This is a genomic window from Microbulbifer sp. MKSA007, assembly GCA_032615215.1.
GTDB lineage: Bacteria > Pseudomonadota > Gammaproteobacteria > Pseudomonadales > Cellvibrionaceae > Microbulbifer.
The window spans coordinates 321,717-345,512 of sequence record CP128433.1; the positions used below are offsets into that span (position 1 = coordinate 321,717).

Below are 23,796 nucleotides of genomic sequence, written 5' to 3' on the forward strand. Positions count from 1 at the left end.
AATGATATTTTTGATAATTGGGTCTCATATCGAGCTTACTAAGCTATTAAGTCCCTGGACTCACTTGTCGTGTCCATCGACAATTTAGCCATAGTTAAAACCACCTTACCGAGAAGACTGATGGAATACGACCACGGTAGACGTGTGACTCCCCATGTTTGGGAGCTCTCCCCACTAGACCTTTGCATTCAACAATATGAGAATCGTTGTAAGAACTATCACTATCGTAAGCTGAAAGTGGCGGGTGAAACCGAAGAGCAGCGGAAGGAGCGCTTGGCAGGTCTCAAGGTGGAAATGGAACAATTAAAGCATGAACGCCGAACCATCATGTCAATGGTTTCGGTTCAGAGCCAGCTTCAGCAGTACCGAGATGAGTTTCGGGGTATAGAGGACGATGAAGAGCGTATAGAAGCCTATGAGCAGGAGAGGCACCACCCTACTGAAGTTCTTGAAACAAACCTACGTCTAGTTGGTAGGGCCAAGCCTAGTAAAGAGTACACAGCTCACCATATTGTTGAAGGGAAAGGCAAGCTACCTGCTACCGCCGATGTCCGACTGACACTTTTCATGCACGATGTTAGGATAAATGATCCTGATAACGGTGTGTGGATGCCGCGCTCAAGCGAGCAGAACGGTCATTGGGCAATGCCTAAAGCAACTCCTCATAGTAAGATCCACACGCACAATTATGAACGTTGGGTTTACGGCCAAATCAATAACCTTAATAGTGAATCTGAAATACGCGCTAAGTTGACCATTATTCGTACACACCTGAAGAATGGTACTCAACCGGAGAAGGTGACAGCGCCTTCTGATAAGAATTGGAATGGGCAATGACTTATAGGATCAGTTTTAACCACGAAGACTTTTTGAATCTCAGTATTGACCTCAAGAAGCTAATGTTCACCGTGGGTAAACGAATGGGCGGTATGAAAGCCTTTAAGAATTATCCTTGGGACAATAAGTCTATCAAGGATATTTGGGAGGATCATGGAGGGGCTTTTATCCAGGTAGAAGGTTTAGATCAGAGCGTTAAACCTGATATCACTACTTGGAATGGAGCACACTTGGTGCTCTCATCCAAAGCCCACTCGGTGCTTTCTAAAGAGCTTGCGCCGTACGGGGAGTTCCTGCCTATTACCCTGGATGGTGAGCCCTATGTAATCTTTAACTGCTTGAATGCGGTTTCCGCTGACAAGTCCGTAAGTGAGGCTGATATTCAAGATGATCTTTGGATGGGAATTAAAAACATCGGCTTCACCGATGAAGATGTTGCTTCAAATTTAATTTTCAAGACTCGATTTGACCGCTGTGCGAATCTCTATTGTGGAGACCGCTTCAAGTCTCTTGTAGAAGAGGCTGAGCTGAAAGGGTTGAACTTCTCGGAGAATCTCGTAGCAGCATTCTAACTTGGGTTAAAACGACGTTGCTCTTTTATAGCAATATAACCTAGTGGGGCTAATAAGAAGCCCCACAATATCTTTGGTTACAGGGAGTCTCCTAAATTTGGGAAGTCTTATAATTAACGCTTTATCCTGAAGGTGTTTCTATTAGAATAGAAGAGTGCTAAATAAGTGTTAGTAAATACTAGTTTTTGGAGCTAAAATTTGGCTTCATACTTTTATTAAGTTTTTGTGATTTCAATGTTAAACGAACCATTATCATAATCCAGCCATTGCCCATTTATAAACCTAATTGACCACTCAGGATACTTCTTATCTGTCATAAATGTCAGTAACCAAAGGTCTTTGCTCAAGGATATTTCTAACTCGGGTATTCGGCCAAAGAGTTTAATCGTTTCTATCTTTCTCCCGACTAATAATGCTGGAAGCTGGTTAATTTCAGTCTGATCACTCCAACTCCCCAGTACTATTGATTGCTTGTCTTCTAGTCTCCATGACCATTCGATCATTATTGTTTGTTCACCGGAAGGGTTATTCCCTCGTTTCGGTGGTGTGAGCTCTCCCAATTCTAAAAAGATCGCACTTCCATGCCCTATCCAGGCATGAGATATCTTTGCTTCCTGAAGTTCTGCTAACCTTGCTTTTGCTTGCTGTTCAGATATCGGGATGATTTTCTTCATTTAATTACTTCTATGGTCGATTCGAGAGGATCATGCTTACCCTACAACCAATTCAGTTGAAGCTTGTTACAGAAAGGGAGATTGGGTAGTGAAGCGCCCCATTTATAAGTCTTGTATGCGTTTGGTTTAAACCTTTTTGTATGAATTGCATATTTCGTATACTAATTCAGGCTGAACAGGTGTGTTGGGGTGCCTTAACTTTTTCCAGTCGCTTATGCCAAACACTGGATTATCGTAGTAGCGTGTAGTAACTACCGTTCCAGTATCTTTTTCACAGTTAATCCATAGCTCGTTTATTTGGCCATAAAACCCATTTTGGTCGGGATCATCAAAAGTTACTTTCAACCAGGTGGAAATTTGAGGCCAGTTAATGTTGCTGTGCTGAAAACTTATACTTGCTGTACTGCCTTGATCTGAGCTTTTTATACCTTCCCACTTAATTTCATCTGCTTTTGTCTCAAACAAGTTCAGAATCAATTCCAATATACTGTCTGATTCTAGAGAGTCGGTATAATAGTAATCATGAAATGATACTGTGTAGAATTTACTGCCCAGATGTATTCCTTTGCTATATAGCCTCATTTCATTCTTTACATCTATGCCATCAAGCTCGTAATAAGCATTGCCGTTTTTTTCATAACTCTGCTCTTTTTGAAAGTCAAAAAGATACCCCGGCCTTGAATATTTTCCAGACTTAAGATGCTTAATCTCCTCGTTGCCCCAGGCTATGCTGGATGCAGATTCTGAGGCGGTATAAACCGTGATATAGAGCGCATATTGACCTTCTGGAGATGTGGCGATGATCATACCCTCACTATCCTCATAGCTCCACTTGCCCGGCAGTGAGACGCTCCAGTATTCATGATCAAGGTGTGTTCTTGCTTCTAAACCACTTAATTTTTCTACCGGTATCTTTGTAGCGCAGGCAGATACAAATATTAACGCTAATAACCCGAAGTACTTATACACTTTTACACCCTACCGAAGGTAAATCAGAATACTCAAAAGAAATCGCATCATATCATTTGGTCCACTGATTCCAAAAATCGGAAGCTTTTCTATCCAGAAAAAACTATCTACCAATAGGATCGTCCGGGTTGGAAAAATTACTTATGAGTAGAAAGGGACTTACGTACCGGATATTCATGCCTGAGGTACTTAATGGAAAGGGCATCGCCATTAAAAATATAGGCACAAAAATGATCTTATTGGATTTTATTCAGTTTGTTTTAGTGTCAAAGCTGCGTAAAATCGATAGATATTTATTGGTATTTTGGCCGGAATAGGGTGGCCTTTTGTAGGCCGATGACCAAGGACCAAAGGGATTCGAGAGAATCAAGACATCTAAGAGTTTTCTAAAGAACCATTTTCTCACAGGAGAACGGTAGCGTGACGTAAGAGACCGCAAAAGGCGCTGACCCAGGGTGCAGCAACACCAGGGGCCAGCTAACCAAATTGATAAATGACCTATCAAGATGGCTATATGGATCATACGCTAGAAACCCGCTCGTCTTCAATAAAGTGGAGTACATTCAGCGGCTTGGAGCGATTCCCCAAGCTCTGGAGGCGTTGTGCCTGCCTTTTCTTCTTCTATGCCTACCGTTCCCGCGCACCACCCCGTATTTCCTCACAACGTTACTTTCTCAGCCCTTCCATCAGAGAAGGTTTACCCATGGTTTGAGTATGAGTAGGAAATAAATATGTTGATCTTAAAGCGCCGGACAGGTGAAAACTTAAGGATTGGAGCTAATGTTTCAGTCACCATATTGGAAGTTAAGGGTAATCAGGTGAAGATAGGAATATGTGCTCCTAAATCTCTAGCTGTTCACCGTGAAGAAATATTTATACGTATTCGAAATGAAAGAAGACTAAGCAATGTGAATTGATGAAAATCTGGACGTAATCATGGGGTGTCGGATTCAGATACTAAGAGCCACTCCCCATTTTTGCCAAAAGGGGGAGTGGTTGAAGGTAGAAATGTAGGTTCTTTTTTACGGCTTTCAGATAAAGTCTTCTATAACAATTTGATTGTTAATAAAACTAATATAGGAATTTTTATTATAATTACTGCCTATAAAAAATGACTTTTTTTGTAAAAATAGGCGATGAGAGAATGATAGACCAAAGATACACCTTCTATTTCCATGACTATAAATCTTTGAGTTTGTAACTATAGTTAATGTTTCAATCAAGTAATGCGTTAGAAGTTTGCTGTATTTGATTTTTATGAGCTTTGTAAGCTTTCAATAATAGTTCTGTTTCACTTTCAGATTTATACTGGTTTTTATTAAGATCCAAACCGGATGTCTCAAAAATATCTTGAGTAGCTCTAAATATATTTAGAGACTGCTCCTCATCTAAAAGTAATTTCTTAAATTCTTCGCACTTATTTTCAATTTTTTTACTATTGAAAGGGGGTAAATTATCACCTATTCCAAGCAATCTAAGTATATATAAAAGATGGAATCTTGCTTTTTTATACTGGCTTCTCAAATCACCACTTCTGAAAAATTGCTCAACTCTATAGTAAGCCAATGAGCTAACATAGTAGCTTGCATATTTATGTTCCTCATTAAATATTTTTCCGGAGAAGCGTTTCACGATGGTTCCATAGTATCCAGACACAAGGTGAGGTGAGCTCAGAAACATAGACGCAAAAGCTTTGATTTGTATAGGTATTGAAATTACCTGTGTTTTCTTTATACGAGTGTCGGAGTTATATTGCTGAGACCTTCTTTCATAATACAGAGGAAAAGACTTTGCTTCAGCCTTATAATAGAGCTCAAGCTTTTTCTGGAATATATTTAGTGCTTCTAGCTGTTCTGTTCTAACTTCAGTTTGGTTGTTTGTAGCAAGTGTTATAGCTGTCTTGATATCATCATTTTCAGTAACAACAATTTTAATTGGAACATATACATTCTCGATACCTTCAATATTTTGACAGTCATGAAGTACATGACTTGTCTGGCAACCATTGACTACTTGGTAGTCTCGTATGGTAAACCTATTGCCAGCTGGAGTAAGAGTTGATGCAACAATTGTTACTCCATTGTTGAGAACACAGAAAAGATCAAATTTTCTATCTTCCAATGTACCTCTGATTTTTTTATTAACTGTATTGTTACCCTGGAAATCTCTTACATTGTCATCAAATATACTGTGAATTGTTCTGTTTTCATCTTGTATTAATTTTACGTACTCTTTAAAAGGAAGCATGCCAAGGTATGCTTCCTTTACTCCTTCAATATCTGGAAGGGTAATCCTGCTTTGGAAATTAATAGTAGAAGATAATTTGTTTTTAGTCTCATGGAATAGTCTCTGAATTTCAGATGCACCCAGTGGTTCCACGGTAACTTCTTCGAATATACCTATATTTTCTAATTCAGATCTACCAGAGTTGACAACAGCTTTTAAGTTTTGATCTTCTTGCCATTTTCCTGTGCAAACATAATATAGTTTGCAAATAGGTCGCCTATTAACCATGTATGAAGACATAGAGATTGTGGCTTCCCATACACCTTTCATCTTCTTAATTCTGTCGTTTTGAACTAGTTGGGGGTCGTCACTTAAAAAATCTTTTACACCATGAATAAAACTTCCTATTGCAGAGCCATCAAACGAAGATGTAGTTTTAGCTTGAATAAAGGCTATATCGGCATCTAGATGAGATGTTACTTCAACTACATCTCGTAACTCATCTTCATCGAGAATAATACGACCATTTACAATCATGGCTAGTCCGTCAATGCCGCAATCTCCTCCTGATCCAGAATGAATATCATCTAATTCAAAACTACCTCTAAATAACTTTGAGATAATAGAGAAATTTGAAAAATGTTCGAACCTAATGGATTCACTTGAAGATTCGATTTCATTTTGACTTGAGAAGGTCTCTAAAAGTGATTTAGTAATTTTATCCATAGTTTGCTTCTATATTTTACTAAACCTAACATCCCGTTAGGCTTACATGTAACTTATGGGTGAAAGGTCAACGATGTATGCTCACCTGGATTAACTTTGACAGCTTATTGAAAGTTAATTTTTTTTAGTGTCATGTTCTCATCAATAAATGAGCTTGGTCTAATCATAATTGAATTACTAAGCTCCATATATTCATATATGATTCCAACAAACTCAAATATATTTATCCCTGATGGCAGGGTCCTATTTAAAAAGACAGGACCGCCACTTAAACCACCAAAGTTGTTAGGAATAGAATTATGATGTTCGGAAAGAGTGATATGACAACCTTCTAGGGAAAATTCGCACCTTATATTTCTTTCTGTAACCTCAGACACCTCCATACTTCCTGTGCTTAGGGAGTCAAAAATCAAATGATTAACTTCTGGTCGTTCTCTCCAAACTCCAGGGTAGCCGCCAAATAGTATAAAATCACCTTTCGATACGTTTATTTTAGATAGCTCTTGAATTGGGTAGAATGTGGTGGGGATATTCCCGTTAGATCTGAATTCTTCTTCATCGTAATCATCTAGATTTAATATGCATAAATCTAGTTTTTCATCTTCATCCCTGACTAATCCTTCCAAGTTAATAAGAGCATTTCCAATGTAAAGCTCTAATTCTGGCTCTTCTTCTAGCCTTTGTCTAAAGGCTTCGATAACATGAAAGTTGGTAATTCCGTACTTTACATTTTTATACTCTATAAGTGTAACTGTTCCATTATTCACCTTCACTTCCTTATCTGAAGGTGACCCAAAATAGCAGGCCGTACAGAATTGCAATGAAAACTTTACCAACTCATTGGATAAGTCTTTTTCATCCTCAGTTAACGTAATATTATTCATTTATATATGATAGCGTTTTTAATGGAATTGATATTATATCACTTAATAACAGTCTGAAGAATGAAAGGGGAATTCAGGCAAGAATATTTTATATGATAAGTATATTTGACCAATAATTAGTCTGGTATATATGTTTCAGATGCATTTGCTCTTTGATTTTGATGGCATCATAAAATGTTCAAATATCTTTCTGTATATTAAAAAATAAAATGCTAAATATGATATCAGTTCAACGCGCAGCCAAGTCAAACTACTTTATGAGTAGCTAGTGCTCACATATTAAAAAATAGGCACTATTGTACTAACGGTTGTTATATCAACTACTAGACGAAAACAATGCCGCCACCGCCAATAAAGTAGCCACCCAAATCCCACAAAGAATCTTCCAGAAAAGGGAAGCATCCCCTTTCTCAGTAGGATCTTCACGCAAGTAATCCGGGTTGGGATTGGCGAGGTCGCGCATAAATTCCGTTAGGGTGGAGTATCGTTGTTCCAGGTCGATGCTGCATCCCCGTTCCAGGGCGCGGTCGAACCAGATGGGGACTACCGGATTAAACTGGCTGGCGGTGCGGTAGCGTAGGCGTTCGAAGTCGGCGTGGGAGCGGCAGTTTTCTATTTCCTCGCCGTAGGGCAGTTCGCCGGTAAACATTTCGTACGCAATAGTAGCGAGGGCATAGATATCGCCGCGAATACCGCTGTTGTGCCCGAGGATATAGTGGGGGTCGGAGTAGCTGGCGGTGCCCAGCGCTTCCGGGTGCTCCAGGGGGCGGAAAATCTCGGCACTGCCGGCTACGTAAACTGAGCCGAAGTCGATAATTTTTACCCGCCCGTCGCCGTCGATCATGATATTGGCCGGGCGCAAATCCTGGTGAATGGTTTCCTGATCGTGGAAGGCCTGTAGCCCGGTGGCAATCTCCTTAAGGATGCGAAACGCCTCTGCGGGTTTGGGGAAGCGGTTATTGGTGATCCACTGCTCCAGGGTACTGCCCTGTACATACTCCATCAGGTAATAGAGCGCGGTGCGCGGGCGGGTCTGGCGGTGCAGGCGCACCACCTGGGGGCTGCGAATACGCAGGCCTATCCACTCCTCCTGAATAAAGCGGTCGATATAGTGGATATCGTCCTCGTAATTTACCGAGGGGGTTTTCATTACCAGGATTTCCCCGGTGGCACTGTCGCGCACCAGGTACAGCTGGCTGCGCTGGGAGGAGAACAGCTCCCGTTCCACCTGGTAACCATCCAATACCATGCCCGGTTCCAATTCCGGCGGGAAGGGCAGGCGGGTAAGCTGGCGGCTGTAGTCGTCCAGGGTGGTTTGTGGCAATGCCTTTACCTTTACCACTAATGCGGAGAGGTTATCGTCACTGCCGTTTTCCTCGGCGAGGCGCACCAGGGTTTCCGCTGTTTCCTGTTCGCTTAGTTGGGACTCTGCCAGTAGCTCGCGCAGCAAATCCTGTTTGATAAAGTCGTGCACACCGTCGCTGGTAATCAGCAGCACATCGTCCTTAGCGAGGCTGAGCTGGCCGTAATCCACTTGCAGGCCGGTATCCATTCCCAGCGCACGGGATAGCATCTGCTGGCGGTGGGCCAGGGTGATGTTGTGGTCCCGGGTGAGGCATTTAAGGTTGTCACCGCGCAGGTGATAGATACGGCTGTCGCCGATATGGAAGTAGTGGGCGGTGCGGGATTTAAAAATCAGGGCTGAGAAGGTGCAGAGGAAGCCCTTTTCCTGTTGGGGAAAGTCATGGCTCTTGCGGTATAGCTTGCTGTTAATGGAGGCGAGGATTTTCTGTCCGGCGTGGGCCACAGACCAGGTATCCGGCACCTTGTAGTAGTCCCGCACAAACTGCTCGGTGGCGGTGTGGCTGGCGAGGGCGCCGGCTTCGGCAGAGCTGACGCCGTCTGCCAGTGCGGCGACTGCGCCCAGGTATTCCTGCAAGTGCGGGTTATCTGGCCAGTGATAGATTGCGGCATCTTCGTTCTGCGGTTTGATGCCGGCACTGGTGCAAAGGCCGTGGCTCAATCGCGGTGTCTGGGCTTCGGGGTTTGCCTCGGTTTCTGTTTGCACCCCGGAATTGGTTTCGCTCACAGCTTTCTCCTATCTCGTTTTGTCCCCTCAGACCAACGGCGAAAAACAAAGAAGGGCCATTGGCCCTCCTTTGCGTTTGTTGCTGGATAATTGCTTTCCGATCACTCCACGCTGATCAGCTGCACTGTGCCATCCGGTAGCACTTCGGCGATATTGCCTTTGGGCTCCTCCAGGAACAGGCAGGCGAAGAAGATCACCGCTGCTGCGCCGCAGATAATCAGGAAGAACTGGCTGTAGCTGACATAAGACAGGGCGGTAAGGAAAGTAACCGCACCCACGTTGCCGTAGGCTCCTGCCATACCGGCGATCTGCCCGGTCATGCGGCGCTTCACCAGGGGTACGACGGCGAATACGGCACCCTCACCGGCCTGCACGAAGAAAGAGCAGCACATGGTGGCAACTACCGCAGCGGGAATCCACCAGCCGCCGTTGATCTGGCTCAGCACAAAGTAACCCACTGCCAGGCCGCCGATCAGGAACATCAGGCTGCGGCGGCGTCCCAGTTTGTCAGAGAAGTATCCACCGGTTGGGCGAGCCACCAGGTTCATAAAGGCGAAGCCAGAGGCGAGCAGGCCGGCCTTCACCGGGCTCAATCCTTCAAAGGTTTCCAGGAAGAACAGGGGCAGCATAGAAACCACGGCCAGCTCTGAGCCGAAGGTGACGAAGTAGGCCAGGTCGAGGATGGCTACCTGCTTGAAGTTGTATTTCTCCAGCTCGGGCACACCTTCGCGCAGGTGGTCTTTGTTTACATTCCAGATCATGCGGGTCTGGAAGGCGAACAGTGCTACCAGCAGTCCCCACATTGCGTAAGTGGCATTCTGGCTCAGCAGGGCTACGCCACTGGGAGACAGTTTGTAAGCCAGCGCTGCCAGTGCCAGGTACATGGGCACATTCATCAGCAGGTAGAAGTAGAAATCCCGCTTGCTGGTCACTTCCAAGCCGCCGCTCTTTTTCGGTTTGAAGTAAGTGGAACCTTTAGGAGTGTTGCGGGCAACGCGGTAGTAGATGATGCCGTACAGGCCGGCGATGATGCCGGTGAGGCCCAGGGCATAGCGCCAGCCGTCTTCACCGCCGAACAGCAGGGCGATGGTGGGCAGGGTCATGGCACCGGCAGCAGAACCGAAATTCCCCCAGCCGCCGTAAACACCTTCTGCCAGGCCGACTTGTTTGGCCGGGAACCATTCACCCACCATGCGGATACCAATTACAAAGCCGGCACCCACAAATCCCAGCAAGAAGCGGAACAGGGCCAGGGATTCATAACTGTCTGCGGTGGCGAAGCCCAAACAGATTAAAGATGAGGTCATCAGCAGCCCGCTGTACACCAGGCGCGGCCCCAATTTATCCACCAGCATACCGATAATGATACGGGCGGGGATGGTGAGTGCCACGTTGAGGATTAACAGGGCTTTTACTTGCTGGCTGGTGAGGTCGAACGCTTCCTTGATAAAGACCATCAGCGGAGCGTGGGAGAACCACACCACGAAAGTCAGGAAAAACGCAAACCAAGTAACGTGCAGCGTCTTTATTTTGGGATCGCCCCAATTAAATAAATTGAGGCCGCTGGATTGACTCATGACTATTTTCTCCGGCTTCTCAGAAATTTTTAGAGGTGGATAGGGTCATGACCGATAGTATTTGAGCAGCGCCAGAGGGAAAGTGCGCAAAAGGGGTAAGTGGAAGGGAAATCGATTTGTAGTTGGAAGGGAGTAACCCCTTGGGGTTAGTAGCTCGGAGTGGGTAGGGGCGGTTTTTAGTGCGTTTCTACCCCTGTGGGGGTAGTTGGTGGAAATTGATAATGATTAAAAAGGGTTTTTGGGAGTAATTGTCGCTAGCCGATTTTTTGTGCATCTTGCCAATAGCTTGCCTCTGTAGATTTCTCGCCCCCGCTGTAATTCTGTGATCACTTTTCTGGGGCGGGGGCTCAATGCGGTGAATAACCGGGGTGGCAATTAATTTTCGACAGCCAATATTTTGGAGATGCCTGCCGTGCAATATACACAGCAACTCGCCGGGCGCGCGCTGATATTTGCCTCGGCCATGTTCGCCGCTAACTTCTCTGTTTGGACGCTTTATGCGGTATTGGGGGTAGAGATTCGCGGGCAACTGGATCTGTCTGCAACTGAATACGGGGTTCTACTGGCTGCGCCGATTTTGAGTGGGGCGCTGTTGCGTTTTCCGGTGGGATTACTGGTGGAATATTTTTCTGCGAAAAAGCTGATTTTATTGCAGATGCTGTTGTTGCTGCCTGTGCTCTTTTTGTTGCCCTTTATCGATAGCTACGGGGCTCACTTGCTGGCGGGGCTGTGGCTGGGTATTTCCGGGGTGTCTTTTGTTTTGGGGATTCGCTATATCAGCCCGTGGTTCGAAAGAGGGCGGCAGGGTACTGCGATGGGCATTTTTGGTGCAGGAAATGCCGGAGCCGCAATTACCTTGGCATTGGCTCCTGCCATTCAAAATTGGTTTGGGCGCGAGTGGATAGGGCCGGTTTATGGAGCCGGGATTATCCTGATGATGGTTTTATTCGAATTTTTTGCACCAGAGGAGACCCGCTATATGCGCAGCCGGGGAAAACCGGATCTGCGCAGTCATTTAAAGCCGTTAACGCAAATCCGGGTTTGGCGTTATGGGCTCTACTATTACTTTGTTTTTGGCAGTTTTCTCGCACTTTTATTGTGGTTGCCGAATTACTATCTGTCGGTGTACCAAGTCAGTACGCCGGTGGCAATGGCTCTAACCCTGTTGTTTGTGGCTCTTTCCAGTTCACTGCGCGCTTTGGGGGGTGGTTTGCCGATCGCTACGGTGCGCGCACCGTCAATTGGAGTGTTTTCTGGACCTGCCTGGTGTGCCTTTTCTTCCTCAGTTACCCGCCCACCAGTATGACCATTCACGGGGTGGAACGGGATGTGCATTTAAATATTGAAGTGGGTATTGAATTGTTCACTTTACTGCTACTGGTTATTGGTATCGCCCAGGGATTTGGCCGCGCGTCTGTTTACAAAGCGCTGCACGATAATTTCCCCGCGCATATGGGGAGTGTTGGCGGTACCGTAGCCACTATTGGTGCCCTCGGTGGTTTTACCCTGCCTGTTCTTTTTGGTATCGCTCAGGACTTAGTAGGTATCCACAGTGCGGCCTTTATGCTGCTCTACGGTGTGCTCGCTATTTGTATGTTGGTTATGTATTTGGCGATTCAAAGAGAAAATTATATGCAGCGTTTACAGTACGCACAGCAAAATAATTTCCTGCTTGAGGAAACCAGCGAAACCGAGGCTTTGCCGGATAGGTAGTGCCCACTACCAATAAGGGATTACGCCTGAGTAAAGGCTAGGGAGTAAAGATTAATTAAGCAGGAAAAAATATATGGTTTCAGTCGAGTCTGAAAAATTGTAATTTGTCACTGTTCACTCCGTTGTTGCAAAGGAAAAGCGTCATGACCGTTTCCAAATTCCCAAAAATTCTCGGTGCCTTACTGTTGGGGGCATGCAGCACTGTTGCATTGCAGGCCGCTGCGCAGGAAAGTGAAAATGCCACTCTGGTGGATGCGTTGAAATCCGGTGAAGTCGGATTGAATCTGCGTTACCGCGTAGAGACTGTTGATCAGGATGGTATTGATGATGAAGCAGTTGCATCCACTTTAAGAACCCGCCTTAACTGGCGCAGTGGCAGCTACCGTGGCTTTACCAGCTTCCTGGAAATGGATGATGTTACGGCAGTTGGCAATGACAGCTACAACTCCACCATTAATGGTAAAACTGACTACCCGACTGTAGTTGATCCAGAAGGAACTGAAATTAACCAAGCCTATATTCGCTACAATGGTGACAACTCCATAATTACCGCCGGTCGCCAGCGCATTAACCTGGACGGGCAGCGATTTGTCGGCGGTGTTGGCTGGAGACAAAACGAGCAGACCTACGATGGTGTTCGTTATCAGTATGGCAGTGCCGATAGCTTCCAGCTGGATTACAGCTATGTCTACAACGTTAATCGTATTTTCGGTGAAGACAGTGCTGGTTCCGATATGGGCGGCGATATCCAACTGCTACACGCGATTTATCCAGTAGCTGAAAACCATAAAATCAGCGCTTTTGTTTACAATCTGGATCTGGAAGATCTCACCGATAATGCCAGCCGCACTTATGGGGTAGATTACAAAGGTAAATTTGGTCCGGTAAAAGCTAACCTGAGTTATGCGCACCAGTCAGATATTGGTGACAACCAGTATGACTACAGCGCTAATTATTACCTGGCAGAGCTTGGCGCTGATCTGGGTCCAGTTGCGGCAAAACTCGGTTATGAAGTTTTGGGTTCCGACAATGACGTTGGTTTTAAAACCCCGCTGGCAACCTTGCACAAGTTCCAGGGTTTCACTGATAAATTCCTGGGAACCCCCGCTGACGGTGTCGAAGATCTGTATGTTGGCGGTTCAATGAAAGTGGCCGGTGGCAAGCTGGGTTTGACCTATCACAACTTTGAAGCGGCCGAAGGCTCCGTTAGTTACGGTGATGAGTGGAACCTGAGCTACGGCCACAAAATCACCGACGACATTTCTGCACTCGTTAAGTACGCAACTTATCGTGCTGATGAGTACAGCACTGACACCGACAAGCTTTGGATCATGGTAACCGCTAATTTCTAAGCGGCTGAAAGAACTCCTTAGCGAGGCCCCCGGCTTCGGCCGGGGTTTTCCCCGCACCTTGAACCTGTTTTTATAATTTAAAAATTTTAATCGACTGAAGCTCCACATTTTGATGTCTCCCCGAGGAGCATCAGTTCGAGCACCAAGGGAGTACCACCTTTGCCCCAAGCATAAATTAACCAGCTTGATACACTGACATCAGTTTAAACACCGAGTCCCGCTACCTAAACCGCGTCGTTTTTTATTGACGTTGCAAGGTGTCGGGACCGTGGCCGTACCGGCCACCAGGGTCTAGCGGGAAACTGCGCGGCCTCCCGACATTGGAAAGGCGTTTAATGTTACAAGACAATTTTGGCCGTAGGTTTTACTACCTGCGCCTGTCCGTGACGGACATCTGCAATTACCGCTGCAACTATTGCCTACCCGAGGGCATCGGTTGCGGACGTTCCCTGGAAGGGGAAAATCCTCTCTCAGTCGCTGAGGTGGGCACATTAGTGCGCGCTTTCGCTTCACTGGGTACGGAAAAGGTACGCCTTACCGGCGGAGAGCCCTCCCTGCGCAAAGACCTGGTGCCGCTGCTCGAAGCCGTGCGCGCTAGCGATAAGATTCGCCGCTTAGCCATCACCACCAACGGTTACCGCCTGCCCAGTCAGATTGACGACTGGCACCGCGCGGGCTTGGATCAGGTGAATGTCAGTATCGACAGCCTCGACCCAGCTCAATTCCACCATATCACCGGCCACAATCGCCTGGATAAAGCCTTAGCAGGGTTGGATCGCGCCCTGGCCTTGGGTATCGATACCAAGGTCAACGCAGTGCTGATGCGCCAGTACAACCTGGCCGAGCTGGATAATTTCCTCGCCTGGGTTCGCGAGACTCCGGTGACCCTGCGTTTTATTGAATTGATGCGCACCGGCGATAACCGCGAGTTCTTCGCCAGCAACCATGTCTCCGGTGGCGATATAGAAACCCTGCTGCTGCGGGAAGGCTGGGAGCAGGTGATCCGCACCCGCGATGCCGGTCCGGCGCGGGAGTATTTCCACCCGGATTACGCCGGTCGTATCGGCCTGATTACCCCTTACGGCAAGGACTTCTGTGCAAGCTGCAACCGCCTGCGGGTATCGGCCCAGGGCAAGTTGCACCTGTGCCTGTTCGCCGACCAGGGCTTTGATATGCGCGAAATCATCGCCGATGGTGATAGCGAGGCGCTGGCAGCTCATATCCGCGAGTTGATTGTGGATAAGACCGCAGGCCACCAGTTGCACGAAGGTTTTACCGGCGCTACCCGCAACCTAGCGATGTTGGGGGGCTAGGGTTATGGCCAGGGCTTTTGTTAGTAAATCGACAATCGGCGTGGTGCTGGCCGGTGGCCGCTCCAGCCGGATGGGCCGAGACAAGGCCCTGCTGGCCCACCCCCAACAGGGCAATTTTTTGCAGCATGCAGAGGCATTGTTGAGTGAGCTTCCGCTGGAAAAAGTCGTCACCAGCGGCGCCCGCCCCGGAGCGATTGAAGACCTGGTGCCAGAGCGGGGTCCACTGGGCGGCCTTTATTCGGTAGCCCTGGCAACCGGTGCCAATGCAGCCCTGGTGATTCCGGTCGATATGCCCCTGCTCGGGCGGGAGCACCTCGCAGAGTTATTGGCCGAGGGGCAGGCAAGTGGCCGGCCCTGTTATTTTGAAAACTTCTTTTTTCCCCTGTGGCTGCCTTTAAATGGCGATTGCCTGGATTATTTGCGCCGTGCCGTCGAAGGCAGTGCGCGCAATTCTGTCGGCGCGTTGCTGCGTCACCTGGGGGCTAAATCCATACCCATAAAAAGTGCTGGCGATTGGCATCGCAATATCAATACGCCGGCAGATTATCTCGGCTTGAGTACGCCGGATAAAACTCCAGAAAACAGTTTTTTGAGAGACCACTGATTATGTCCGCACACGCTAGCAAAGAATTTGTACCGCTCAATATCGCGGTACTTACCGTATCCGATACCCGCAACGAGCAGACTGATACCTCTGGCCAGTACCTGGTGGAAGCCCTCAAAACTGCCGGCCATCAGCTCGCAGATAAGCGCATTACCCCGGACGATGTTTACCAGATGCGCGCGGTGGTCTGCTCCTGGATTGCCGATCCGAAAGTGCAGGTGGTATTGGTGACCGGCGGTACCGGTTTTACCGATCGCGACTCCACGCCGGAGGCCCTGAGCCCGCTGTTCGACAAAACCGTCGACGGCTTCGGCGAGCTGTTCCGCCATATTTCCCTGGGGGATATCGGCAGCTCTACCGTGCAGTCCCGCGCGCTCGCCGGCTTGGCTAACCGCACACTGATATGTTGTATGCCCGGTTCCACCGGAGCCTGTCGCACAGCTTGGGAAGGCATATTGCTGGAGCAGCTGGATGCCCGCCACAAGCCCTGTAACTTTATCCCCCATGTGCGCTTTACCAGCGCGCCCTGCGAGAGCCGGGGGTAATTCGTGAGCCAATTAACCCATTTAAACCAGCGCGGCGAAGCCAGCATGGTGGATGTTACCGAGAAGGACATCACCGACCGCAGCGCCCTGGCCGAGAGCAGCATCTGCATGAGTGCAGAGGCTTTTGCACTGCTGAGCCAAGGGGCGCACAAAAAAGGCGACGTGCTCTCTGTAGCTCGCATTGCCGGCATCCAGGCTGCAAAGAAAACCTCGGATTTAATTCCCCTGTGCCATCCACTGGCACTAACCAAGGTCGCGGTGGATTTCGAATTGCAGCCGGAAAAACACAGTGTGCATATCACTGCTTTCTGTCGCCTGGCTGGGCGCACTGGGGTAGAGATGGAAGCGTTAACCGCAGCTTCGGTAGCGGCGCTGACCATTTACGATATGTGCAAAGCTGTGGACCCGGCGATGGAAATCGGCCCGACCCGTCTGCTGCAAAAAACCGGCGGTAAGCGCGGCCACTGGCGCGGCGATGCTGCGGACAAGGCGTAAAAATTTCAGAGGTGTAAAGCGATGGTAAAGGTTCTGTTTTTCGCCCGTCTGCGCCAGCAATTGGGCATGGGCGAGACTACCCTGGAGGACTTTTCCGGCAGTCTCAGCGAGTTGCGCAATACCCTATGTGAACAGCACCCGGATTGGAGCCCGCACCTGCAAAGGGATGATATTCGTATGGCCCTGAACCAGGAGCTGGCAGAAACCGGAGCCCAGGTGAAGGCTGGGGATGAAGTTGCATTTTTCCCGCCGGTTACCGGCGGTTAGTGGTGCCAATATGAAAGCCGTTGATCGTATTGAAGTCTGTGAAACGCCCCTCGACGTAGCGGCTGAATATACTGCGCTGCAAGGCAACAGTGGTGATGGTGCCTGCGCCCTGTTTGTGGGTTCGGTGCGGGACTTCAATGCGGGCAGTGATGTCTGCGGCCTGGCCCTGGAACACTATCCGGGCATGACCGAAAAAAGCCTGCAACAGATTATCAATGATGCCCGCGATCGCTGGTCCCTGGGCCGCGTGACTATCGTCCACCGGGTTGGCCCCATGCAGATCAACGACGAGATTGTTTTTGTCGGCGTTACCAGCCCCCACCGCCAGGCTGCCTTTGCCGCCTGCCAATACATCATGGATCGCCTCAAAACTGAGGCGCCTTTCTGGAAGCGCGAAGCGGTTGCGGATGAGTCCGGTAAGCCTTCAGAGCGCTGGGTCGAAGCCCGGGCCAGTGATGCTGCGGAGATGGAAAAGTGGTCCGCCGGCTGAGCCTGCTGCTATCCGCTTTACTGGTGGCCATCGCGCTACCGGTAAATGCGGATAACTGCACCTTGCGGGTGGCGGTAGCGGCCAGTTTCCGCCCGGCACTGGAGGAGGTACTGCCGGAATTTGAGCGTCGCCATGCCTGTGTGGTGCAAATCAGTAGCGGCAGCTCCGGGGTGCTCTACCAACAAATAGCGCACCGCGCGCCCTTTGATTTATTCCTGTCTGCGGATCGCGAGCGACCTGAACTGTTGGAAAAGCAGGGCGGGGCACTGGGCAACAGTCGTCAGACTTACGCCCTGGGTTTACTGGCCCTCTGGCACCCAAAATCGGAATCGAATATCGAGCAGTTACTGCAAACCTGGCCCGATAAAATTGTATTAGCCGATCCGAAAGTAGCGCCATTCGGCAGTGCCGCACGGCAAGCGCTGCAAAGCCTGGATTTGTGGAAAAAAAACAAACTCAATTAGCCCGAGCGCACAATGCAGGCCAAGCCTACTTAATGTTGGATTCCGGCAATGCGCAGTTGGGCTTTGTCGCCGCCAGCCAGATGCAAGCAGCCGGCCGCGATAACTACTGGTTGCTGCCGCAGCATTTGTATAAACCCATTGAACAGCAGCTGCTGATTCCCACCCAGAGTCGCCGACCTAAAGAGGCACAGTCCCTCGCCGACTATTTGCGTTCAGCGGAAGTGCAGGTGCAACTACAGCACTTGGGTTACGGTGTTTTGCCGACTCAATATCGAAGTAGAGATGGAGGGAGTGGCTTATGAATATCGCCGCTGCCGACTGGCAGGCCCTGTGGCTAACTTTAAAATTGGCCGGCTTAACTACCTTGCTCCTGTTTATTATCGGCGTGCCCCTGGCCTGGAAATTGAGCCAATGGCAGAGCCGCTGGCGCCATTGCATAGAGGTATTAATTACCCTACCGCTGGTACTGCCACCCACGGTGTTGGGTTTTTATTTACTGCTTTTATTTTCCCCTAACTATGCTCCCGGGCAGTGGCTGTCACAACTTTTTGATGGCCCTTTGGTGTTTTCCTTTACCGGCCTGGTATTTGCGTCAGTAATTTATTCCCTACCGTTTATGGTGCAGCCGCTGCTAGCCGCGTTTAATGCCAATGGTCAGCGTTTGACCCAGGCTGCCGCAGCACTGGGTATACCGCCCTGGGCGGCACTATTAAAAGTTCTTTTGCCGGCGAGTCGCGCCGCTATTGTGAGTGCCTGCGCTTTAACGTTTGCCCATACCCTGGGTGAGTTCGGGGTAGTGCTGATGATTGGTGGCTCTATTCCCGGTGAGACCCAGGTGGTTTCTATTGCTCTTTATCAACATGTGGAGGCGATGGAATACGGTGCGGCGCACCGGCTGGCTTTGATGTTGATGGGAATTACTACGGTACTGCTACTCGCTGCCCGTTGGCTGGGGCATAGTTTGGCCCCGCGCGGATCAAACAGCGAGCGCGTTAAACCGGTAATGGGGGTGCTGGGCTAATGGAAATCACCTTACCCCTTTTCGGTACTGCGTCTACCACTTCTGATTCCAGCGGATTGAGTGTTACAGGGCTGGTGACTCCGCTTAACGCTACGACTCCCTGGCAATTAGAGCTGCCTGCCTCTGGAGTTTTTGGCCTTACCGGTCCTTCCGGCAGCGGCAAGAGCACATTACTGGCTGCTTTGGCTGGCCAGCGCCATTGCCGTGGCAATATCACTTTTGCCAATACGGTTTGGCAGCGCGGACGCCGCGCCCTGGCTACCCACAAAAGAACGCTTTCTTTGGGCTTTCAGGATAGCCGCTTGTTTGCCGGCCAGTCGGTGGCGGATAACCTGGCACTGGCCCGCCGTTACAGCCGCAGGCCACTGTCCGAGGAAGAGTGTGGTCGGCTGCTAGAGGCTTTTGGTATTGAACCGCTACTCCATCAGCCGGTGGAGCTATTGTCTGGTGGAGAAGCCCAGCGAGTGGCTGTATTACGCCAGCTTTATAACAACGCGCCGCTGCAATTATTTGATGAGCCGCTTTCAGCGGTTGACCGCGCCCAGGTACTGCGGCGCCTATTGCCGACCCTACGGGATTTCTGGGCTCGATATCCGGCGCTGGTAATCTGGACCAGTCACGACTTTGATGAAATCCAGCTACTGGCCCAGCGCTGTTTATGGATGGATTCTGCCAATTTGTCCGCACCACTTTCTTTACCTGAAATTGCCCAGCGCCTGGATAGCCACGGCGTAGGGGATAGCTGCCGCAGCCGGATTGAAGCGCGAGTGGAATCCCTAAACGATGGTCTGCTGACTTTGGATTTAGGGGGGATTTCTATCTTTGCAGATAGGGTGGCAGGCCATTATCGCAAAGGCGATACCGCAGCTTTTCTGCTGGAAGCTGGAGATATTAGCCTCAGTGTAGAGAAGCCGGGCCTGTCCAGTATCCTCAATTGCTTGCCGGTAACTTTAGTTGCTAAGCAGAACCTTACCGACGGCCGCATTCGTTTACACTTAGCCGCTGCTGATCAGGTGTTCTACGCAGATATTTCCCGTCTCTCCTGCGAGCGCCTAGAACTGCGTGAAGGCACTACCTACTTTGCCCAGTTTAAGGCCGGTAGTCTTGCCGGTTTGTAAGTAGTTCCAAGGCAATTTCTGAAAGTGCATTTCTTCGATCCCTAAAACCCCAGCAATTTTTTTGCTAAGTTTGAACATCAGCTAACTTAGTGGTGCTCCTATGGGCGTTGTGTTGGGAATTTCTCTCTTTAACGAGGGCGATAAGTTTTACCGGGAAAAAGCACAGGTCGAGGGCTTACCTGTAACGAAATCTGTGACCATTGAGGATCTACACCCAGTACTTACTCGCTGCATAGAAGAAGGCGGGCACAACTATCGAGTAAGTCGCCTGGAATCGGGTGAGCTGGAAATTGCCGAGCTACTTGAGGATTGTGAGCCCTACCGGGTCGATGCTTTCCGCTATCAGCTTCGCCGAAAGGGCGACGCTATCGTTATCCACTCTACTTACAAAGACGATGCCTTGTACTTTCATCTGGCTTGCCGCGCAGCCAGTGGGCAGAGGGTTAAGATAGATTTCCACGGCGAGCACCCGTTCTATAACTACGACTCCATAGTGAAATACCAGGGTGGTAACTACCATCTGGCCAATTTCTTCGATCTTCAACATTTGCCCGGTTATATCAAAGAGCATTGCCGGCGATTTATACACTGCCCGGAGTACTGGTCCTTTACCTTCTTTATCCCGTATTTGGGCAAGGTAGAGCTGAATAACCACACTTCCGGTCCAGAACAGCCTCTCTACCACCTCGATTTCTATTGCCCGGAGCGCAAGCTAAAAATCTTCCCGTCGGCGATTGAGAGAGAAGGCTCTTACTATTTTCGCGACGCTATCTCGGCAGAAAAGCTGGTGCAATTGCTAGAAGATATGGCGACAGAACTGCTGCCAGAGCTGCAAGAAGCGGGTGTTATGTCTTGCTTGAGCTGCTTTGAAGCTATCCATCAAGCCTACAGTGAAATTGAGAGCACCATTGAGACGGATGACAGTCTTGCCTCAGTTGCGGAGGATCTTGTTGGGTACCAACAGAGTATCTGCGGCAGACCTGTCCAATACGAAGTCACTGAAAATGCAGATGGGTCTATTACTGTGCAGGCCTACTATTTTCAGCCGCCCATAGGTTACAACTATACGATTAGTGCTGAGGATATCGCAGGGTGCCATATCTATCTGGATAAGCTGCACGATTTAGATTTTTATGAGCAGATGTGTATGGCTATTGCCAGGCATCTATGCCCGACGATGCCAACCGTTGAAGACTTGGATGAAGTGACGATCTACTATCGCAGGGATACCGATAGACAGCTGATTTCCAGCCTGCTTGAAGGTTCGGATATAACGCCGATATTGATTCAGGTGAAATAAAAAAGGGGAGGTTCAACCTCCCCGCAAAAGCGGTTCCCCGCCCGTGAGACCAAATTATGGATTGTAGAATTCACCGTTTTTGCGCAGGTAGAACCAGTAGTTAACTACCAGGCAAACTGCGTAGAAGATAGCAATGCCTGCCAGAGCATACTCCGGAGTGGTGGCTTTGATCTGCTCGCCGAAGACCTTGGGAATATAGAAGGCACCGTAGGCGGCAACTGCTGAAGTCCATCCCAATACCGGGCCTGCCTGCTCTTTCGGGAACACCATGGCGATGGTGCGGAAGGTAGAGCCATTGCCGATACCGGTAGCGGCGAACAGCACCAGGAACAGCAGGAAGAAGGGCAGGAAGAACTCTTCCGGAGTGGCTGAGCCGTAGGCGGCCTTCATGTAGTAAGCCACACCCAGGGCACTACCCACCATGATTGCAGCACAGATTTGGGTAACCAGGGCTCCGCCGATGCGGTCGGAGATCCAACCACCTACCGGGCGAATCAGGGCGCCGATAAACGGACCCATCCAGGCGTACATCAGGGCGCTGGGGCCATTGTTGTTGATGGTATCGTGAGTCATAACCCCGTCCACCATCACGTGGCTGTATCCGAAGATCACCTTGATAGCCAGGGGGAAGGCCGCTGCGAAACCGATAAAGCTGCCGAAGGTCATGGTGTAAATGACACTCATCACCCAGGTGTGCTTGTTGTTGAAGATACGGTACTGACGCTGCAAGCTGGTTTTAATCTCACCGGGCAGCAGCTTCAAGCCGAACACGGTAGCGGCGATTACCAGTACCAGAACGATTTCCTTGGGCACACCCCAGCCTGAACCGTTAGCCGCTTCGGGAAGCAACAGCCACAGACCTGTGATTGCGGTGAAGAGGCCGATTCCCAACATCATGGTCATCTTCAACATCGCGCCGATAGAGCTGCCCACATCCGGGGTGACTTCGTCGGTGCGCAGGTTGTTCATACCGAACCAACCTACAAAGGCCAGTGGAATCAGGAACAGCAGCCATACAAAACCAGCATTTTGAATCCACGCTTCAGAACCGGCTGGTACTTTGCCAATCAGGGAGCCAGAGCTGCTAACCAGGGTCATGGGATCGCCGCCGGCAGCGCCGAAGGCACCGAAGGTCATAAACAGCGGTACCAGGATCTGCATGGTGGTAACACCGAAGTTACCCAAGCCCGCATTCAGGCCAAGCGCCAACCCTTGTTTTTCCTTGGGGAAAAAGAAGCTGATATTGGACATGGAAGAGGCGAAGTTACCACCGCCAATACCTGACAGCAGAGCCAGCAACTGGAATACCCACAATGGGGTCTCAGGATTTTGTAAGGCGATACCTGTGCCTAGGGCAGGTATCATCAATAGGGCCGTGGTAAAGACAATGGTGTTGCGCCCACCGAACAATCGAATAAAGAAACTACTGGGTATTCGAAGGGTAGCGCCGGTGAGGCCGGCAATTGCCATCAGGGTAAACAGATCGGCTTTGGCAATGGGGAAGCCAAGGTTGAGCATTTGAACGGTAATAATGCCCCAGTAGAGCCACACGGCGAAGCCGCACAGCAAACTGGGAATGGATATCCACAAATTCCGGTTTGCGATTTTTTTGCCCTTGGACTGCCAGAACTTGCTGTCCTCTGGGGCCCACTCGTAGATGTCAGACACGGCGGCCACTCCTCCTCGAAATGATTCGTCCGGCCACTATGGGCCGGGGCTTATCCCTGCTCAATTACCAACAGTAAGTAACCCCTTTGCCCCCGCGCGTAATAGCTACCCATTTGGGGGTAAGCGCAGGCACTGAGCCCTGTGTTAAAGTCACTGTTCAGAATTAGTACAACTTACAGCAATGAAGCAGGACACCCCATGACTTCTTCTGCCACGGTAATGATGGTTGATGACCATCCTCTGTTTCGTAAAGGTCTCAAGCAATTGTTTGCTATGGAGCCCAGCCTGGAGTTGGTAGCTGAGGCCAGCAGCGGGGAGGAAGCGCTGGAGCTGGCCAAACAGCACGAGCCGGACCTTATTCTATTGGACCTGAATATGCGCGGTATGGACGGGCTGGATACCCTGCGGGCAATGCGTGCAGCCGATGTAGCCTCTCGCATCGTGATACTCACTGTTTCCGATAACAATGCGGACGTAGTTTCCTGTATTCGTGCCGGTGCCGATGGTTACCTGCTCAAGGATATGGAGCCGGAAGATATTCTCGATCAGGTTATCCAGGCCACACACGGCAAGCTCGCTATCAGCCAGCGCCTTACCGAGATCCTCGCCTCCGCTCTGCGCAAGCCGGACAATTCCGGTGCGGATACCCTGTCGACGCTGACCAGTCGCGAATACCAGATCTTGCAATTGATCGCCGATGGCCTCAGTAACAAGTTAATCGCCCGTGAATTGGATATCAGTGATGCCACTGTCAAGGTTCACGTTAAACACTTATTGAAAAAGTTGGGCATGCGCTCCCGCGTAGAAGCTGCTGTGTGGATGGTTAATCAGAAGCGACCGGAATCCCAAAACCGCAGCCACTAATTTGTCCCAACCGCAAAGGAATGAAGTA

The 23,796-nt window shown here is 49.4% G+C and carries 25 protein-coding genes and 1 riboswitch; of the genes, 18 read left to right on the forward strand and 7 right to left on the reverse strand.

Annotated features, from left to right (window positions below; translation table 11 throughout):
- The first annotated feature begins 69 nt into the window (after positions 1 to 69).
- Both QT397_04095 and QT397_04100 read left to right on the forward strand, forming a co-directional pair.
- Positions 70 to 837 (forward strand): AHH domain-containing protein, encoded by a 768-nt coding sequence (locus tag QT397_04095; GenBank protein ID WNZ56555.1) that lies wholly within the window; start codon positions 70 to 72, stop codon positions 835 to 837.
- Positions 834 to 1,409, forward strand: coding sequence for a hypothetical protein (locus QT397_04100; protein WNZ56556.1), 576 nt, complete (start codon positions 834 to 836; stop codon positions 1,407 to 1,409). The genes QT397_04095 and QT397_04100 overlap by 4 nt, the downstream gene beginning before the upstream one ends.
- Positions 1,410 to 1,624: 215 nt before the next feature.
- On the opposite strand, the gene QT397_04105 is transcribed toward QT397_04100, so the two are convergent.
- Together QT397_04105 and QT397_04110 are read right to left on the reverse strand one after the other, a co-directional pair.
- Positions 1,625 to 2,083 carry a hypothetical protein gene (locus QT397_04105; GenBank protein ID WNZ56557.1) on the reverse strand — a complete coding sequence of 153 codons (459 nt, stop codon included), beginning with the start codon at positions 2,081 to 2,083 and terminating at the stop codon, positions 1,625 to 1,627.
- Positions 2,084 to 2,209: 126 nt separating this feature from the next.
- Complete coding sequence (locus QT397_04110; protein WNZ56558.1) at positions 2,210 to 3,052, reverse strand: hypothetical protein; 843 nt, start codon at positions 3,050 to 3,052, stop codon at positions 2,210 to 2,212.
- 731 nt (positions 3,053 to 3,783) lie between these two features.
- On the opposite strand from QT397_04110, the gene csrA reads away from it, so the two are divergent.
- A complete protein-coding gene (csrA, locus tag QT397_04115) occupies positions 3,784 to 3,969 on the forward strand; it encodes a carbon storage regulator CsrA (GenBank protein ID WNZ56559.1) in 186 nt (61 codons plus the stop codon).
- A gap of 298 nt (positions 3,970 to 4,267) precedes the next feature.
- Here the strand turns inward: csrA and QT397_04120 are convergent, their stop codons facing one another.
- The 4 genes from QT397_04120 to QT397_04135 all read right to left on the reverse strand — a co-directional run bounded on the left by QT397_04120 (position 4,268) and on the right by QT397_04135 (position 10,554).
- A complete protein-coding gene (locus tag QT397_04120) occupies positions 4,268 to 6,004 on the reverse strand; it encodes an AIPR family protein (protein ID WNZ56560.1) in 1,737 nt (578 codons plus the stop codon).
- A 104-nt stretch (positions 6,005 to 6,108) separates the two neighbouring features.
- On the reverse strand, positions 6,109 to 6,888 hold the full coding sequence (locus QT397_04125) for a hypothetical protein (GenBank protein WNZ56561.1): 780 nt from the start codon (positions 6,886 to 6,888) through the stop codon (positions 6,109 to 6,111).
- A 316-nt stretch (positions 6,889 to 7,204) separates the two neighbouring features.
- Entirely contained in the window at positions 7,205 to 8,977 is a 1,773-nt protein-coding gene (locus QT397_04130; GenBank protein WNZ56562.1) for a bifunctional protein-serine/threonine kinase/phosphatase, read from the reverse strand.
- Between the two features lie 101 nt (positions 8,978 to 9,078).
- Complete coding sequence (locus QT397_04135) at positions 9,079 to 10,554, reverse strand: NarK family nitrate/nitrite MFS transporter (GenBank protein WNZ56563.1); 1,476 nt, start codon at positions 10,552 to 10,554, stop codon at positions 9,079 to 9,081.
- 412 nt (positions 10,555 to 10,966) lie between these two features.
- Between QT397_04135 and QT397_04140 the strand changes: the two genes are divergently transcribed.
- The 14 genes from QT397_04140 to QT397_04205 all read left to right on the forward strand — a co-directional run bounded on the left by QT397_04140 (position 10,967) and on the right by QT397_04205 (position 21,236).
- Entirely contained in the window at positions 10,967 to 11,860 is an 894-nt protein-coding gene (locus tag QT397_04140) for an MFS transporter (GenBank protein ID WNZ56564.1), read from the forward strand.
- A gap of 23 nt (positions 11,861 to 11,883) precedes the next feature.
- Positions 11,884 to 12,267 carry a hypothetical protein gene (locus QT397_04145; protein WNZ56565.1) on the forward strand — a complete coding sequence of 128 codons (384 nt, stop codon included), beginning with the start codon at positions 11,884 to 11,886 and terminating at the stop codon, positions 12,265 to 12,267.
- 143 nt (positions 12,268 to 12,410) lie between these two features.
- Positions 12,411 to 13,619 (forward strand): porin, encoded by a 1,209-nt coding sequence (locus tag QT397_04150; GenBank protein WNZ56566.1) that lies wholly within the window; start codon positions 12,411 to 12,413, stop codon positions 13,617 to 13,619.
- Between the two features lie 196 nt (positions 13,620 to 13,815).
- A riboswitch (molybdenum cofactor riboswitch) is annotated at positions 13,816 to 13,966 on the forward strand.
- Complete coding sequence (moaA, locus tag QT397_04155; protein ID WNZ56567.1) at positions 13,955 to 14,932, forward strand: GTP 3',8-cyclase MoaA; 978 nt, start codon at positions 13,955 to 13,957, stop codon at positions 14,930 to 14,932. (Overlaps the previous riboswitch by 12 nt.)
- 4 nt (positions 14,933 to 14,936) lie before the next feature.
- Positions 14,937 to 15,536, forward strand: coding sequence for a molybdenum cofactor guanylyltransferase (locus QT397_04160; GenBank protein ID WNZ56568.1), 600 nt, complete (start codon positions 14,937 to 14,939; stop codon positions 15,534 to 15,536).
- 2 nt (positions 15,537 to 15,538) lie between these two features.
- A complete protein-coding gene (gene moaB / locus QT397_04165; GenBank protein ID WNZ56569.1) occupies positions 15,539 to 16,081 on the forward strand; it encodes a molybdenum cofactor biosynthesis protein B in 543 nt (180 codons plus the stop codon).
- A gap of 3 nt (positions 16,082 to 16,084) precedes the next feature.
- The gene (moaC, locus tag QT397_04170; protein ID WNZ56570.1) at positions 16,085 to 16,576 is read left to right on the forward strand and encodes a cyclic pyranopterin monophosphate synthase MoaC; all 492 of its coding nucleotides are present in this window, start codon (positions 16,085 to 16,087) and stop codon (positions 16,574 to 16,576) included.
- 21 nt (positions 16,577 to 16,597) lie between these two features.
- Complete coding sequence (gene moaD, locus QT397_04175) at positions 16,598 to 16,843, forward strand: molybdopterin converting factor subunit 1 (protein ID WNZ56571.1); 246 nt, start codon at positions 16,598 to 16,600, stop codon at positions 16,841 to 16,843.
- Positions 16,844 to 16,853: 10 nt separating this feature from the next.
- On the forward strand, positions 16,854 to 17,333 hold the full coding sequence (gene moaE, locus QT397_04180; protein WNZ58491.1) for a molybdopterin synthase catalytic subunit MoaE: 480 nt from the start codon (positions 16,854 to 16,856) through the stop codon (positions 17,331 to 17,333).
- Positions 17,318 to 17,797, forward strand: coding sequence for a molybdate ABC transporter substrate-binding protein (gene modA / locus QT397_04185; protein WNZ56572.1), 480 nt, complete (start codon positions 17,318 to 17,320; stop codon positions 17,795 to 17,797). Before moaE ends, modA begins: the two co-directional genes overlap by 16 nt.
- On the forward strand, positions 17,773 to 18,099 hold the full coding sequence (locus tag QT397_04190) for a substrate-binding domain-containing protein (protein ID WNZ56573.1): 327 nt from the start codon (positions 17,773 to 17,775) through the stop codon (positions 18,097 to 18,099). The genes modA and QT397_04190 overlap by 25 nt, the downstream gene beginning before the upstream one ends.
- On the forward strand, positions 18,096 to 18,818 hold the full coding sequence (gene modB / locus QT397_04195; GenBank protein WNZ56574.1) for a molybdate ABC transporter permease subunit: 723 nt from the start codon (positions 18,096 to 18,098) through the stop codon (positions 18,816 to 18,818). The genes QT397_04190 and modB overlap by 4 nt, the downstream gene beginning before the upstream one ends.
- Positions 18,818 to 19,936 (forward strand): ATP-binding cassette domain-containing protein, encoded by a 1,119-nt coding sequence (locus QT397_04200; GenBank protein ID WNZ56575.1) that lies wholly within the window; start codon positions 18,818 to 18,820, stop codon positions 19,934 to 19,936. Before modB ends, QT397_04200 begins: the two co-directional genes overlap by 1 nt.
- Before the next feature lie 100 nt (positions 19,937 to 20,036).
- Positions 20,037 to 21,236: a hypothetical protein gene (locus QT397_04205; protein WNZ56576.1), complete on the forward strand. Its 1,200-nt coding sequence runs from the start codon at positions 20,037 to 20,039 to the stop codon at positions 21,234 to 21,236.
- A 54-nt stretch (positions 21,237 to 21,290) separates the two neighbouring features.
- On the opposite strand, the gene QT397_04210 is transcribed toward QT397_04205, so the two are convergent.
- Positions 21,291 to 22,904 carry an MFS transporter gene (locus QT397_04210; protein WNZ56577.1) on the reverse strand — a complete coding sequence of 538 codons (1,614 nt, stop codon included), beginning with the start codon at positions 22,902 to 22,904 and terminating at the stop codon, positions 21,291 to 21,293.
- A 198-nt stretch (positions 22,905 to 23,102) separates the two neighbouring features.
- Between QT397_04210 and narL the strand changes: the two genes are divergently transcribed.
- On the forward strand, positions 23,103 to 23,768 hold the full coding sequence (narL, locus tag QT397_04215; GenBank protein ID WNZ56578.1) for a two-component system response regulator NarL: 666 nt from the start codon (positions 23,103 to 23,105) through the stop codon (positions 23,766 to 23,768).
- Positions 23,769 to 23,796 lie beyond the last annotated feature (28 nt).